The sequence below is a fragment of the Micromonospora sp. NPDC047812 genome (genome assembly GCF_040704175.1).
Lineage (GTDB): Bacteria > Actinomycetota > Actinomycetes > Mycobacteriales > Micromonosporaceae > Micromonospora.
Genome location: NZ_JBEYRY010000004.1, coordinates 122,553 through 138,001 on the forward strand (window position 1 = coordinate 122,553; position 15,449 = coordinate 138,001).

The following is a 15,449-nucleotide window of genomic DNA, read 5'->3' on the forward strand; positions in this document are numbered from 1 at the left end:
GGCCGACTATGTACTGCAGGAGTTTGGCGAGGGCGGTGCCGGCAAGAGGTACTCATACGAGGGCTGGGAGATGTCGGCAAGCGCAGAGTTCTGGGCGGAGTACCTGGCGTGGTCGGGTGCCGGATTGTGATCCACGAGGATGTGGCAGGCCCCAGTGCTGCGCCGACGGCAGAGATATCGGCATGAGCGCGCCTCGCGGGAGATCCGGATGCCGTCCGTCTCCCGACGCCTCTTGGTGTCGCTGGTCGGATACCTTCACCGGCGCCCGGACCGGAAGATCCGTCGGTCCTCCGATCCTGTCGGGCGCGAAAGCTGGACCATATCGTCGACAATCTCGGCCGGCTCCGTCACCTGGAACAGGTCGACCGGCGGCAGGCCGGGGAGATAGGCAACGTTGATCGCCCATTTCTGGTACTGCCACTCGCAGTTGCCCCAGTACTCCCAGAGCCGAAAGTTGAGGCGCCAAAGCCCCCACTGGCCGACCAGCAGACGGAGCACCGTGTCATTCGGGCGCGGCGGAAAGACAGTGAAGCACTGACACCAGACCTGGGTGTCGCCGGTTACCACAAGCTGCCCAGCCACCATCTCCAACCGCACCCCAGCCGAGCTGAACGGCCCGGCATCCGGCCACGTGAGCCTGGTCGCCGTCTGTCGCACCGCGAAGTCGTCCTCCTCACGGGCAACGACCTGGTGGACAAGCACCTCGGCTTGACCCGCGGGTGGTGGCAGCTTGAGTGCCTTGGCGTCCGCGTGGCGTCGCGCCGCACTTCGCACACCTCGCTTCCGCTTCACCCATTCCTCAGGGGCGGCCAGGTCACCGGGAGGCAGCCGGAACACCTCCGCCACGGCGTTACGTCGTACCGCCCCGGGCGCGCCTCGCGACCGCTTCGTCCATGCCGTCAGCACCCGTTGGACCACGATCATCAGCCGACTCTCACAAGTCCTGTCAGGACGGTCAAGCGAAATGCCTCGAGGGGACCTCAGTACGCGAGGGATCTGCTCGCCGAGGACCTGCACGTCAATGTGGTCAGGCACCGACGAAGCATCGGGCCGGTGACGCCTACGGGCAACCGCCTCTGCCGGCCGACCGTGCGCGTTCGGCGCCGCCTTGTCGTGCCGATGTCAGTGCATAAGGCGACGGTCCACGAACCCTGCTAACGAGTGGCCGAGAGGGCTTGTACTGCCCATCGGCAGCTGATCAGCTGAACGGGCCTGCTGTCGGGCAGACCGACGCGCGGGCCGTCGCCTGGGATGCCGGAGCCGCCCCAGGGTCAACCATCCCCAAACTCCCAGATCGGGGTCGCAGGCGTCGGGCTCAGCGTACGGACACCTCGGCTCTCGCGCGGGAGCGCCACGCCGTCGGGCATGATGTCGTCGTGTCGGGCGCGGGGGCGGCCACGGCCGCAACAGTGCAGGCGGTGCGGCGGTACGGATGGATCGGCCTACTGGCGGCCTGGCTCGGGGTGGCGTTGGTCGAAATGGCAGACCGCCCAACGCCTCACTACTGCTGTTCGTCATTCCCCCGTTCGAACTCGCAGTGTGGCTCATCGCCCTGACGCTGACGGTGCGACTGGCGTTCCGTGCCGTCCCCGCAGGCGCTTCGGCGGCGCTCGCCACTGCCGTGTTGCTCGTCGGCGCCTGCGCGTGGTTCACCAACTGGGGGCTGTTCCACCCCGCGTCGTACTGGGCCTCGCACCGCTGGGCGTTCAACGCCGTGGCCGACGGTGTCAAGGAGGGGCGAATCGGGAGTTCCCGCTAGTACTACGGCCAGCGCCTCCCGCTGCACCTTCGGGACCTGTCCACCAACGGCCGAGCAGCGGTCGTCGGCCGCCAGGACAACAAGCCGGTGGTGTTCCTGCCGCAGTGGACCGGCATCCCGGATGACGCCGGCGGATACATCTACCTCGACGCACCACCCCGACCGGACCTGGTTGTCGACCTTTTCGGCGAGCCCCGTCCGGGTCGCCGGCGGACACACCGTACTGGCGGTGACTGACGAACCGCGCCCACTCGTGTCACAGATGCCGGAGTTCGAAGGTCTGCACCACGCTTCGCGAGAACGATTTCAGTCGCAGCAGAAAACAAGAAGGGCAACGCTCCCACCTTAATGTATATCTCAACGGGAGGCTTGCGGCAAGACCCGGGTCTTGCCGCAGAATCGTCGGCCGGACCCAAGAACGGACGAGGAAATGGGGCACGACATGCGTGTGTTGTTGTCGAGCCACGGAAGGCGCAGTGACGTCGATTCCCTGGTGGCATTCGGGGTGCGATCGCGGCCGATCGGCGCGGAGATGCGGGTGTGCGGGTCGCCCGAATGGGCGGAGCGGCCGGCCGACAGCCGGAGGGGACGGCAAGGAGAGATGAGGACGGCCCCAGGATGTTGACCGAGCTCGATACGCCGGTGGTCCGCCCGGTCTGTGGAGTGCGACGCAGGACGGCCATCTCGGAGGTATCGCGATGATCGAGCAGTACGTGTGGGGTCTCCGAGAGGTCGACGAAACGCAGGCCGCGGTCGTTGGCGGCAAGGGCGCGCGCCTGGGGGCGTTGTCGCGGCTCGACGGCATCCGCGTGCCGGCTGGTTTCTGCGTGACGACGGAGGCCTTCCGACGGATCATGGCCGAAGCGCCGTCGATCGACGATCGGCTCGATCAGCTGTCGCACCTGAACCCGGACGACCACGAGGCGATCCGCACACTCAGTGCGCAGATCCGCCGGACCATCGAAGCGGTCGTCCTCCCCGAGGATGTGGCGGCGGCGATCACCCGGGCTCTCACCCAGCTCGGTGAGCAGGCTGCCTACGCCGTCCGGTCCAGCGCGACGGCGGAGGACCTGCCGACGGCCTCCTTCGCTGGCCAGCAGGACACGTACCTGAACGTCATCGGGCTGGCGGCGATCCTGCGGCACGTCAGCCGGTGCTGGGCCTCGCTCTTCACCGAGCGGGCCGTGACCTACCGTCAACGCAACGGCATCGACCACCGCACGGTCCACATGGCCGTCGTCGTGCAGGAGATGGCCTTCCCGCAGGCGGCCGGCGTCCTGTTCACGGCCGACCCCGTCACGTCCAACCGGAAGGTCGCCTCCGTGGAGGCCAGCTTCGGCCTCGGCGAGGCGCTGGTCTCCGGGCTGGTGAACGCGGACGCCTACAAGGTGCGCGACCGCACGATCATCGACAGGGCGATCGCCACCAAGCGGCTTGCCGTCCACGCCCTGCGGGACGGTGGCACGAAGGAACAGGCGATCGAGCCGGAACGGCAGGAGCAGCCGGCGCTGACGGATGCGCAGGTCGTGCGGCTGGCGCGGTTGGGCCGGCGGATCGAAGCCCACTTCGGCCACCCCCAGGACATCGAATGGTGCCTGGTCGACGACGACTTCCACATCGTCCAGAGCCGACCGATCACCACCCTGTTCCCGATCCCCGAGACCGGCGACGGAGAGAACCACGTCTACGTCTCCGTCGGTCACCAGCAGATGATGACCGACGCCATGAGGCCCCTCGGGGCCTCCATGTGGCAACTGACGGCCATGGCGCCGATGCACGAGGCCGGCGGGAGGCTGTTCGTCGACGTCACCCGGCGCCTGGCCTCACCCGCGAGCCGCGCTGGTCTCCTGGAGATGGTGGGCAGGTCCGATCCACTGGTCAGGGACGCGCTGGAGACCGTCCTCGACCGCGGCGACTTCGTCACGTCGCTCCCCGACCAGGGTCCCGCAGGGCCGCCCGCCGACGGTGCGCCCGCCCCGATCGAGACCGATCCGGCCATCGTCACCGAGCTGATCGAACGCAGCCGGGCGTCCGTCGCCACCCTGCAGCGCGACATCCGGACGAAATCCGGACCGGCGCTGTTCGACTTCCTGCGGGAGGCCTTCGAGGAGCACAAGCGCGCCCTCAGTGATCCCCTCAACATGCAGGCGATCATGGCGGGGATGGAGGCCACGTGGTGGCTCAACGACAAGCTGCACGAGTGGCTGGGCGAGAAGAACGCGGCCGACACGCTCACGTTGTCCGCGCCCCACAACGTCACGTCGGAGATGGGACTGGCGCTCCTGGACGTCGCGGACGTCATCCGCCCGCACCCGGAGGTCGTGGCCTTCCTGCGGCAGGTCGAGGACGAGGGCTTCGTGGATGAGCTGGCCGGGCTCCCGGGCGGACAGGAAGCGCGAGACGCCATCCGGACCTTTCTCGACACGTACGGCATGCGCTGCGCCGGCGAGATCGACATCACGAGGCCGCGCTGGAGCGAACGTCCCAGCACGCTCGTGCCCGTCATCCTCGACAACATCAGGAACCTCGAGCCGGGCGCTCGCACGCGGCGCTTCGCGCAGGGGCGCCAGCAGGCGGAAAAGAAGGAACAGGAGGTTCTGGCGCGCTTGCGGGCCCTGCCGGACGGGGAGCGGAAGGCGGAAGAGACGAAGCGGATGATCGACCGGGTCCGCACCTTCGTCGGGTACCGGGAGTATCCGAAGTACGCCATCGTCAGCCGCTACTTCTTCTACAAACAGGCCCTGCTCGAGGAGGCCGAGCGCCTCGTGCGGGCCGGCGTGCTTCCGGAGAGGGAGGACATCTTCTACCTCACGTTCCAGGAACTCTCCGACGTCGTGCACACGAACGAGGTGGATAATCAACTCATCCACCGGCGGAAGGAAGCGTTCAGGTCGTACCAGACGCTCATCCCGCCCCGGGTGCTCACGTCGGAGGGTGAGGGCATCGCCGGCGCGTACCGACGCGAGGATGTGCCGGCCGGCGCGCTGGTCGGCCTCCCGGTTTCCGGCGGGGTCGTCGAGGGGCGGGCTCGCGTCATCCTGGACCTGGCCAGGGCCGATCTCGAACCGGGCGACATCCTGGTCACCGCCTACACCGATCCGAGCTGGTCCCCCCTGTTCGTCGCGATCGAGGGACTGGTGACGGAGGTGGGCGGCCTCATGACCCACGGGGCGGTGGTCGCCCGGGAGTACGGCCTGCCCGCCCTCGTCGGCGTGGAGCAGGCGACCACGCTGATCCGGGACGGGCAGCGGATTCGCGTGCACGCGACCGACGGGTACGTCGAGATCCTGCCCTGACCGGCGGTGAGCTGGGTGGGTGCGCCTCCGTGCTCATCGGTAGCGTCGCTCGTCGCCCCCGTCACCTGGCCCCGGTCGGCACCGCTGCGGCCGGAGGCGATGGTGGCCCGTCTCACCGCGGTCTTGCTCGGCGGGTCACCGTAGCGGGCCGGTACTCTTGATCGGGTACGGACTGTACCCATATGTCCGCCATTTCGAGGGGTGACCATGCCTGATCACGCGTCCGGCCGCATCGACCTCGCCCGCCTTCAGGAAGTGCTCGACGGACCGTGGGCCGAGGTCCGCAACGCCCACCGGAAGCACCTCGACGCGCGCTTCCTCCCGGTGTACGGCGAGACCGGTGACCAGGCGCGTGAGCGGATCACCCGGCTGCTCTCCGAACTCCCCGTCGAGCTGGGTATCGCCTCGGCCTTCCCCACCGAGTACGGCGGCAGGTCCGACGTCGGCGGCTCGATCGTCGCCACCGAGATGCTGGCGCAGGTCGACCTCTCGCTGATGGTCAAGGCGGGCGTGCAGTGGGGCCTGTTCGGCGGCGCCGTCGCGGCCCTGGGCACCCGGCGGCACCACGACGCCTACCTGCGGGACATCGTCTCGGGCAGGATCTTCGGCTGCTTCGCGATGACCGAGACCGGCCACGGCTCCGACGTCCAGCAGCTGCGCACCACCTGCACGTACGACCCGCGGACGCAGACCTTCGACCTGCACACCCCGCACGAGGCGGCGCGCAAGGACTACATCGGCAACGCGGCCCGGGACGGGCGGATGGCGGTGGTCTTCGCGCAGCTGCTCGCCAACGGGCGGCGGCACGGCGTACACGCGTGGCTGGTCCCGATCCGCGACGCGCAGGGCAAGCCCCTGCCCGGTGTGACCATCGGGGACGCCGGGGCGAAGGCGGGCCTGCTCGGCGTCGACAACGGGCGGCTCAGCTTCGACCACGTGCAGGTGCCGCGGGACATGCTGCTGGACCGCTACGGTCGGGTCGCCGAGGACGGCACGTACTCCAGCCCGATCGAGAACGACTCCCGGCGCTTCTTCACCATGCTCGGCACCCTGGTCCGCGGTCGGGTGAGCGTGGGCGGCGCCGCGTCGGCGGCCACCAGGTCGGCGCTGACGATCGCCGTGCGCTACGGCGACATCCGCCGCCAGTTCGGCACGCCCGACGCGGAGCGGGAGGTGCTGCTCAACGACTACCTGGCCCACCAGCGCAAGCTGCTGCCCGCGCTGGCCACCACGTACGCGCTGCACTTCGCCCAGGCCGAGCTGGTCGCCGCGCTGGACGAGGTACAGGGCGGCGACGGGCCGGTCGACGAGCACCGGCAACGGGAGCTGGAGTCCCGGGCCGCCGGCCTCAAGGCCGCGCAGACCTGGCACGCGACCCGCACCATCCAGATGTGCCGCGAGGCGTGCGGCGGCGCCGGCTACCTGTCCGAGAACCGGCTGCCCAGCCTCAAGGCCGACACCGACGTCTTCACCACGTTCGAGGGCGACAACACGGTGCTGCTGCAGCTGGTGGCCAAGGGACTGCTCACCGGCCACCGGGACGAGTTCGGCTCGCTGGACGGCTGGGGACGCGCCTCCTTCGTCGCCGAGCAGGTCCGCGAGATGGTGCTCGAACGCACCGCCGCGCGGTCGCTCATCGAGCGGCTGGTCAGCGCCGTGCCCGGCCGCGACGAGGAGGTCGCCGTCACCGACCGCGGCTGGCAGCTCAAGGCCTTCGAGGACCGCGAGCGGCACCTCCTCGACGGCGCGGTCCGCCGCCTGCGCAACGGCGCGGCCACGAAGAAGGACCGTCCCTTCGACATCTTCAACGACGTCCAGGACCACGTCCTCGCCGTCGCCGCCGCGCACGTCGACCGGGTCGCCCTGGAGGCGTTCGTCGCCGGCATCGAGGACACCGCGGACCCGGCGGTCCGGGCGCTGCTCTCCCGGGTCTGCGACCTGTACGCGCTCAGCGTCATCGAGGCCCACAAGGGATGGTTCCTGGAGCACGGCCGTCTCACGCCGGCCCGGTCCAAGGCGATCACCGGCGTGGTGAACGGTCTGCTCAAGGAGCTGCGCCCGCACATGCGGACACTCGTGGACGGTTTCGCCATCCCCGACGCGTGGCTGCACGCCGCCATCCTGCGCGAGGAACCCCGCCGGCAGGAGAGCATGGCCGCCCACGACGCCGCCGGCGATCCGCAGGCAGTCCCCGCGTAGCCAGGCAGGTTCGGGTGCGCCGGGGCTAGACCGCGCGGGCCACGCAGATCCTGGCGTCCAGGCGTGGCCCGGCCTCGTAGAGCATGTACTCCACGCCGCCGTCGGTGCCGAACGTCGGCGACGCCACCCGGCCGTTGTCCGAGGCGATCGGCCGGTGGAACACTCCGAGGTGGACCTCGCGGTCGAAGTTGTTGCCGACCTCGGTCAGATACATGTTGCCGCTGCCGCCGTGGTACGCGATGTACGCGGTGCCGTTGCGCTTCAGCAGATGCGGCGCGGAGATGTCGGTGAGCCCGTCGCCCGACGGCGACACCAGCGGGTTCGGGGAGAACTGCCAGCCGCTCCAGCCGTTGGGCGACCAGCCCCAGAAGATCTTCCGGGTGCCCGGCCGGATGGTGTGGGCGCCCATGAACACCATCACGTAGCGGTTTCCCTTGCCGGCCACCGGGTGCTCGAAGACCCGCGCGTACGAGGTCTCGGTCGTGTTGGGCACCAGGTTCGTCGACAGGATCGGCGTCTCGTCGGTGAAGCGGACGCCGTCGGTCGAGCGGGCGACCCGGGTCGTGTGGTTCTCGCCGTGGAAGTACAGGTAGAACTGCCGGGTCGGCGCGTCCCACACGACGTGCGGCGACGACACGTGGCTCACCGTCGTGGACGGCAGCACCCGGTCGATGACGGGATTGTTGGCGTACTCGGTGTAAGGGCCCTCGAGCCGGTCGGCGTAGGCGAGGCAGATCCCGCCGGGCGCGTCGTGCGGCGCGTAGTAGAGGTAGTAGCGGCCGAGGTAGCCGCCGATCTTGTCGTAGACGCCGCGCACGCACGGGAAGATGAACTCGCCGGTCGGGTTGTAACGCAACGGCCTGTCGAACGCGTCGCGCACGTACCGGTAGTTGGGGAAGCCGGCCGGTCCGGCGAGCGCGGGCGTGGGCGTCGCGGCGAGGCCGGCGCCGGTGGTCGCGGTCGCGACACCGGCGGCCGCCGCGCCACGCAGCAGCGTGCGTCGGGAGAAGGAGCCTTCCGGGGTACGCGTCATCGCGTTCCCTCCGTTCGTGGGACGGGCCGACGGGGGCAGGGGAAGCGGGCCGGCCGTGACGAGGCAGGTGTCACTCCGCCTCGCCGGGCGGCCGACCGGTGCGGACGCTCGTCGCGGGCGGTGCCGTTGGTCGATGAGTCTGCGCGCGCCGTCTCGGCGGCGTCAAGATGCTAATACGAATTAGCACAGCGGATCCGGCACGCGCCCTGTGACGTTCCGACAGCGCAGGCGCGCTGCCCGTACGGCCCCGCCGCCCGACGATCGGCGCCCGCCCGGGGCTCGGGTGGGCGCCGATGCGCAGGTGGCCGACGCGGGCCGAGTCAGCCGACGGGTGGGGCGGTCCAGGAGGACCGGATCAGCTCCCGCTCGGCGGCGGCGAGGTGGGCGGTGGCGGCGAGCCAGGCCCACGCGTACCGGTCCGGGTCGGGATCGGTACGCCGGCCGAACACGTCCCGGCCGCGCCGGTCGGACTCGTCGGCCAACGCGGTGGTGAGCGCGGCGGCGGTGGTGAAGCCGGCCCGCCGCAGCGGGCCGGCCAGGCCGGTGCCGTCGCCGCGGGCCGCCTCGGCGACGGCGCGGCGACCGCCGGAGACGGCCAACTCCACCAGCCGGCGCACCCGCCACAGCGGGGACTCCGCAATCGCGTCGGCGCCGACGGCGAGCACCGGTTCGGTCATCTCGGCCGGGTCGCGCGGCGGCAGGTGGCCGCCCTGGATCTCGTCGTAGCCGAGGTCCGCCCGGCCGTGCCAGTCCGCCGGCAGTCGCAACGTGGCGGCGGCACCGGGCACCGGGCCGACCGCGAGCGGTCGCAGCGTGCTGGCCCGGTCCGGGTCCAGCCGACCGAGCACCCGGACCCGCAGGCCGGGCCGGGAGGCGAGCCGCCGCAGGTTGGCCACGTGGGCCAGCATCGGGTGGGAGTCGACCGGCACCAGCCGGATCAGCGGCCCGTCCGGCACCGGGGCACGCTCGCTTCCGGCGTCGGTGGCGGGGGCCAGCTCGCGGGCCAGCACCTGGTCACCGACGGCACCCACCACCATCAGGTCGCCGCCGAACAGCGCGGTCCCCGCCCGGGCCGGGTCCTCCGGGTCGTCGGTGGCGAGCTGCGCGGTCACCACCTCGGCGAGCGGGCGGGCGAACAGGTGCGCCAGCGGCCCGGTGGACCAGTCGGTCCCGGCGAGCGGGGTGGCCCGGACCCCCTTACCGGCACCGAGCCGGCCGTCCGGGGAGACGGTGGTGCCGGTGATCCGCAGGCCGCCACGGGCCAGCACCGCGTGGTTGACCGCGACCGCGCCCATCTCGGTGACCGCCCGGGCGCAGTCCCGCGCCCGGTCCGGACCGCCCGGTTTCACGTCGCCGAAGGACAGTCGGCGCCCGTCGGCGGCGAGCAGGTGCGTGACCACCCCGGCGTACCCGGTCGCGCTGATCACCGGCTCCCGGCAGACGCCGTACACCTCCAGGGTGCCGTCCGGCTGGTAGGCCCGCCGTAGGACGCCGACCAGCGCCGGGTCGGCATCTCCGGCGGCCAGCCGGCCGGCGACGTACAGCAGGTCGTGCAGCACCTCGACCAGCTCGGCCAACCGGTGGCCGTTCTGCCGTCCCCGCTGTGCGCGCAGACCACGCACCGTGCGCAGCGCGGCGCTCTCGGCCCGCGGCAGGCCGGCCAGCCGGGCGCCGTGGGCGGCCCGCAGCAGCTCGGCCTGGGGCACCGCCCCGGCGGCCGGCACGCCGGCCGCGAGCACCGCGGCGGCTGCCCGCCACAGCGCGCCGGCGGCGGCCCGTTGCGCCTTCGTCGGCGCCGCGCCGCCGGTCGCGCCAGCCGATTTCCTGGTACGCCCGGTGCGGCCGGTCCCCCCGGTCCGGCCGGACGCCGCGTCGGTGCGGTCCGACGCCGACGACGCCGCGGCGGCGGACGCCGGGTCGGGGTGGGTGGCCGGGTCGGCCACCGGGCAGGCGAGAAGGACGGCGGCGCGGTGCAGGCAGCGGGGCGCCAGCAGGCAGCTGCACCGCGCCTGGTGCGGGTCAGTGACCGCGCCGGTCGCTCCGGGTGTCAGGGTGACCAGCGACTCCGGGCCGCAGTCGACCGACACGCCCCCGTCGACGGGGCCGACCGGTAAGCCGGCCAGCCGTTCGACGGCGGCGTCCAGCCGCTTGTGCAGCCGGGGCGGCAGGGCCGCCACCGCCGCGGCGGCGACCGCCGGCAGCACCGGCGGCAACCGGTCGGTGTCCACGGCAGTGGCTGTGCGGTCCGTCAACGTGATCCTCCGCGGATGCGGTCGCCCACCCAGCGGGCGAGTTCGAGCGGGCTGAGAGCGGCGACCGGCATCCCGGCCGCGACGAGCTGCTCGGCCACCGGCACCGAGTAGCAGGGCGCTCCCCTGTCGTTCAGCGCGGCGCAGCCGAGCACATGCACGCCCGAACCGACCAGCGTGCGGACCTCACCGAGCAGCCCGGCCAGCGGATAACCCTCCTCGAAGTCGCTGACCACCGCGACGATGGTGCGGCTCGGCACGGTCACCAGCGAGCGGGCGGCGGCCAGCCCGGCGGCGATGTGCGTACCGCCGCCGACGCGCACCTCCAGCAGCAGCGACAGCGGGTCGTCGACCCGGTCGGTCAGGTCGACCACCTCGGTGGAGAAGGCGAGGAAGTGGGTGGACAGGGTGGGCACCCCGGCCAGTACGGCGGCGGTCAACGCCGACCACACCACCGACGCCTCCATCGAGCCGGACACGTCGACCACGAGCACCAGCCGCCAGTCGGCCTCCTTGCGGGTGCGGCTGTTGAAGACCGGGCGCTGCGGCACCACCACCGTCCGGCCGTCGCCGAGCCGCTGGGTGTGCGCCAGATTCGCCCGCAGCGTACGGGCGAGGTTGATCCGGCCACCGGGACGGCTGGTCGGACGCGGGTTGGTCAGCCCGGTCAGCGCCGGACGCACCTGGGTGGCCAGCTGCCTGGTCAGCTCCTCGACCAGCCGCCGCACCAGGGGCCGCAGCTTGGCGAGCTGCGCCTCGGGCAGGCCGCCGGCCAGCGACAGCACCGAGGTCAGCAGCTCCATCGAGGGGCGTACCGCGGCCGGGTCGAGTTCGGTGAGCACGTCGGTACGGCCGTTCTCGGCCGCCCGGGCGATGACCTCCTCGCGTACGGCGGTGCCGAACAGCGCCTCGAGTTCGTCGGCCCACTCGCGGGCGGTCGGGAAGGAGGCTTCCTGACCGCCGCCGGCCGCCTGCCCGAGGTCGGTGGCGCCCTCGCCCTGACCCGCCCCGTACAGCTCGTCCAGGGCGCGGGCGTAGCGGCGGGCGTCGGCCGGCAACCGGTCGGGTTGGCGGCCCAGCAGCAGCCGCCACCGGTCGGTGGCGGTGAGCCGGGCGTCCGGCGTGCCCGGCCCGGGCGTCGCGCCGGCATCGGCGTCGGCGTCGCCGGGACCGGTCGGCGTGCCCGCAACGGGGATGCGGCGGGCGAGCAGGGCGGCCCGGCCGGCCGCGTCGGCGGCGGCCCAGCGGGCCAGCAGCTCCGGCGGGGCGGACAGGCTCAGGTCGAGCCGGTCGCCCAGCCGCTCGGTGACGGTGTCCAGCAGCCGGCCCCGGGCCGCCGGGGTGAGCACGTCGAACCCGCCGCGCAGCGCGGGCAGCCGGTCCAGGAAGTCGGCGTCGGGGAGCCGCTCGATCCGCTCCAGCAGCGGGTCCAGCGCGGCCGGGGCGGACTGCAACAGCGGGTGCGCCCCGGTGAGCAGGCCGCCGAGCAGCCGGTGCAGGTGCCGTCGCGTGTCGGGTCCGGTCGCCGCGTCGATCCAGCCGGCCACCCGGGTACCCAGGGTCTCCAGGTCGGTCAGGTCGAGCAGCACCCGGGCGGCCAGGGCGGCGCCCTGGATCAGCGGCGAACCGGTGCGGGCCAGGTGGTCGAGGGCCTCGTCCAGGCGCAGCCCGATACGGTCCTCGCCGGCGCGGACCGCGAGGTCGACCAGCGCGGCGGCGTCCGCCGGGGTGTCGCTGCCGGCCAGGCCGGGCAGCCCGCGCACCGCCGCGTCCAGCAGCACGACGGCCAGCTCGGCCGCCCGGGCCCGGCCGTCGGGGGTCGTGCCGGGCAGGTGTTCGCGGCGCAGCGCCTCCAGCAGGTCCAGTGCGGCCAGCAGCTCGGGCAGCGTGCCGGTGCCCGGCAGCACCGTGGCGGCCAGCTCGAGCCGGTCGGTGACCAGCTCCGGCAGGTCGCACCGGGCGGCGTCGCGGAGCCCGGTGAGCAGCTGCGCGGCGGTGGGACCGCCGTCGGCGGCCTCCCGGCGGAACCGCTCCCGCAGCGTGCCGGCCGCGGCCAGCGCCGCGGTCACCCCGCGTACGCCGACCAGGTCCAGCCGGGCCGCCACGGACGGCGTCCAGGCCAGCTGCCAGCGGGTGGTCAGGGCGGCGCCGTCGCCGGTGCCGGACACCGCGATCGGCTCGCCGTAGCCGACGCCGCAGACCTGGAGGCGTTGCAGCAGGGTCTCCCGCCGCCCGTCCAGCTCGGTGCGCAGCGGGTCCAGGCGCACCTCGCGGGCCTTCGGGCTGTCGGGGTGGGGCAGCCGCAGCGTGGTGAGTTCCGCCTCGACCGCCGGGCCGAGCCCGGAGCGCGGCGTGCCGGGGGCGATGCGGCCCCGTTCGGCGCCGACCAGCACGCTCTCCAGGGCCTTGGCCAGCGCCCGGCCGCGGCCGAGCAGTTCGCCCTGGCCGAGCACGGTGGTCACCGCCTCCAGCACCTCGCCCCGACCGGGGGCGGGCAGGTCCCGCAGCCGGGCCAGGTCGTCGGCGAGCCGTACCGTCTCGGTGGCCTCACCGGTGCCGGCGGTGTGGCCGGCCGCGCGGAGTTCCCGGCACAGGTCCGTCACCGCCCGGGCCGCGGCGGCCCGGATCCGTTCCGGGTCGCCGGCGGCGGTGAACACGGACTGCTGCCAGCGCGGGTCGCGGATCCCGGCCGGGTAACCGGACCGGGAGTCGAGCAGGTCGAACGCGTACGGCACCAGCGAGGTGACCGCCGTGCCGCCGCCGTCGGTGGCGGCCGGTCGGGACGGGGTCGTCACGGAGCGGACGGGATCGACCGCGGCGGTGCCGGGCCGGGCGGACGCGATGGCGACCTCGGCGGTCGACGGGGCGGTGACCAGGGCCGGGGCGTGGAAGGCGCCGATGACGGCGGCGACCCGCCGGCCGTCGACGCCGGCTTCGGCCAGCACCCGGCGCATGTGCCGCTCGCGGGCCAGGTCCCGGGCCGGCACGCCGTCGCGGTTGGCGCTGTCGGTACGCATCGCCCAGCCGACGCCGAGCGCGGCCCGGCGGACCGCCTCGGGCGGGCAGCCCGGGGCACGCACCTCGACCACCCGGTCCCACAGGTCGTCGCCGTCCCGGCCGGTGCCGCTGGCGCTGAGCGCGGCGGCGTAGGACCGGCGCAGGCCGGGCACCGGCTCCCCCGCGTCCGGTGTGGGACCGCCACCGGCGGCCGGGTCGGGGTCGGTGGTCGGGTCGGGGTCGGTGGTGCCGGCGGTCCAGCCGGGGTCGGCCAGCGGCAGGTCGCAGCAGACCACCTCCACGCCGCGCTGCCGGGCCCAGCGGATCGCGGCAAGTTCCGGGGAGAAGTCGGCGAACGGGTAGAAGCCCATCGGCCCGTCCGCGCCGTGGCTGCCGACCAGGGCCAGCGGGGCCCGGGCGGCCGGATCGGACAGGTACGGCAGCCAGCGCTGGAAGTCGGCCGGCAACTCGATGCAGACCACCTCGGCCCCGGCGGCGTCCAGCAGCGCCGGGACCACCGCCGCCAGCGCCGGGCTGTGGTGCCGCACCCCGATCAGGTACGGCCGCACCGAACCGGCGAGCGCGTCGACCACGGCGCGCGGATCGGCCGACGTCGCGTCGGCTCCCACCGGGTCGGCGGTCGCCGGGGCCGCACCGGTCGGTGGGCTGGAGAGGGTCGTCACCGCAGGTTCTCCCGCAGGTCCCAGAGCCGGCGCCACATCGCCGAGCCGTCCTCGGCGCGGCGACGGACCGGGCCGTCCCAGTAGCCGAGCAGGCGGGCGTGGTCGTTCTGGTCGTCCTTGCGGACCACGCCGAGCAGGTGCCCGGGCACCAGGTCGAGCGCGTCCCCGCCGGGCAGGTACGCGGCCGCCAGTCCGAGCGACACCGCCACCTGCACCGCCTCGGCGGTGGACATGACCGTGCCGGGCCGCTCCACGTCCCAGCCCTCGCCCGACCGGCCGGAACGCAGGTCGCGGAACACGGTGACCAGGGCGTCCAGCACCGCGTCGTCCACCGTGTACGCCGCGCCGGCGCGCTGCACGGCGGCGGTGGCCTGCTGACGGACCAGGTCGGTCTCGACGTCCGCGTCCGAGATCGGGTGGATGGTCTCGAAGTTGAACCGGCGCTTGAGGGCCGAGGACATCTCCGACACGCCCCGGTCCCGCAGGTTGGCGGTGGCGATCACGGTGAACCCGGGCACGGCGCGGATCAGCCCGTCCTCGGTGCCGGACAGCTCCGGCACGTTCATCCGCCGGTCGGACAGGATGGACACCAGCGCGTCCTGCACCTCGGGCAGGCAGCGGGTGACCTCCTCGATGCGCACCACGCGGCCGGTGCGCATGGCGGTCAGCACCGGCGAGTCGACCAGCGCCTGCGGGGTCGGGCCCTGGGCGAGCAGCAGGGCGTAGTTCCAGCCGTACCGGAAGGCGTCCTCGGTGGTGCCGGCGGTGCCCTGCACGGTCAGCGCGCTGGTGCCGCAGACGGCGGCGGCCAGCAGCTCGGAGAGCATGGACTTGGCGGTACCGGGCTCGCCGACCAGCAGCAGGCCCCGCTCGCCGGCCAGGGTGACCACGCACCGCTCGACCAGGCTCCGCTCGCCGACGAACTTCGCCGGGATGGTCATGCTGGCCGGCAGTTCGGTGCCGTCCGGGCCGGTGCGCCGGTCGGCGGGCAGCTTCAACGCCTCGCCGTCGCTGCCCTGGATGAAGGTGACCACGGCGCGCGGGGTCAGCGCCCAGCCCGGCGGCCGGGCCCCGTCGTCGTACGCGGCCAGGAAGGCCAGCTCGTCGGCGTACCGCTGCTCGGCGGAGAGGACCTGGGCGGCGGTCTCCGGCGCCACGGTGGGGCGGACGTGTTCCGTCACGGTCACGGGCGTTCCTCGATCTCTCTGGTTCGGATGGGGTGGGTCGGGCAGG

8 protein-coding genes are annotated in these 15,449 nt (G+C 73.2%); 3 read left to right on the forward strand and 5 right to left on the reverse strand.

Features of this window, described 5'->3' with window-relative positions; all coding sequences use genetic code 11:
• Window positions 1–255 precede the first annotated feature (255 nt).
• Entirely contained in the window at window positions 256–924 is a 669-nt protein-coding gene (locus tag AB0883_RS18465) for a hypothetical protein (protein WP_366642371.1), read from the reverse strand.
• A 613-nt stretch (window positions 925–1,537) separates the two neighbouring features.
• Here AB0883_RS18465 and AB0883_RS18470 point away from each other — a divergent pair.
• The 3 genes from AB0883_RS18470 (at window position 1,538) to AB0883_RS18480 (ending at window position 7,254) form a co-directional block, all read left to right on the forward strand.
• Window positions 1,538–1,759 (forward strand): hypothetical protein, encoded by a 222-nt coding sequence (locus AB0883_RS18470; RefSeq protein ID WP_366642372.1) that lies wholly within the window; start codon window positions 1,538–1,540, stop codon window positions 1,757–1,759.
• A gap of 698 nt (window positions 1,760–2,457) precedes the next feature.
• Complete coding sequence (rph, locus tag AB0883_RS18475; protein ID WP_366642373.1) at window positions 2,458–5,055, forward strand: rifamycin-inactivating phosphotransferase; 2,598 nt, start codon at window positions 2,458–2,460, stop codon at window positions 5,053–5,055.
• A gap of 207 nt (window positions 5,056–5,262) precedes the next feature.
• Window positions 5,263–7,254 (forward strand): acyl-CoA dehydrogenase, encoded by a 1,992-nt coding sequence (locus AB0883_RS18480; protein ID WP_366642374.1) that lies wholly within the window; start codon window positions 5,263–5,265, stop codon window positions 7,252–7,254.
• 25 nt (window positions 7,255–7,279) lie between these two features.
• Here the strand turns inward: AB0883_RS18480 and AB0883_RS18485 are convergent, their stop codons facing one another.
• The 4 genes from AB0883_RS18485 to AB0883_RS18500 all read right to left on the reverse strand — a co-directional run bounded on the left by AB0883_RS18485 (window position 7,280) and on the right by AB0883_RS18500 (window position 15,403).
• Window positions 7,280–8,287 carry a hypothetical protein gene (locus AB0883_RS18485; protein WP_366642375.1) on the reverse strand — a complete coding sequence of 336 codons (1,008 nt, stop codon included), beginning with the start codon at window positions 8,285–8,287 and terminating at the stop codon, window positions 7,280–7,282.
• Between the two features lie 320 nt (window positions 8,288–8,607).
• Window positions 8,608–10,539: a hypothetical protein gene (locus AB0883_RS18490; RefSeq protein ID WP_366642376.1), complete on the reverse strand. Its 1,932-nt coding sequence runs from the start codon at window positions 10,537–10,539 to the stop codon at window positions 8,608–8,610.
• A complete protein-coding gene (locus AB0883_RS18495; RefSeq protein WP_366642377.1) occupies window positions 10,536–14,216 on the reverse strand; it encodes a DUF5682 family protein in 3,681 nt (1,226 codons plus the stop codon). Before AB0883_RS18495 ends, AB0883_RS18490 begins: the two co-directional genes overlap by 4 nt.
• Window positions 14,213–15,403 (reverse strand): AAA family ATPase, encoded by a 1,191-nt coding sequence (locus AB0883_RS18500; RefSeq protein ID WP_366642378.1) that lies wholly within the window; start codon window positions 15,401–15,403, stop codon window positions 14,213–14,215. The genes AB0883_RS18495 and AB0883_RS18500 overlap by 4 nt, the downstream gene beginning before the upstream one ends.
• Window positions 15,404–15,449: the final 46 nt, after the last annotated feature.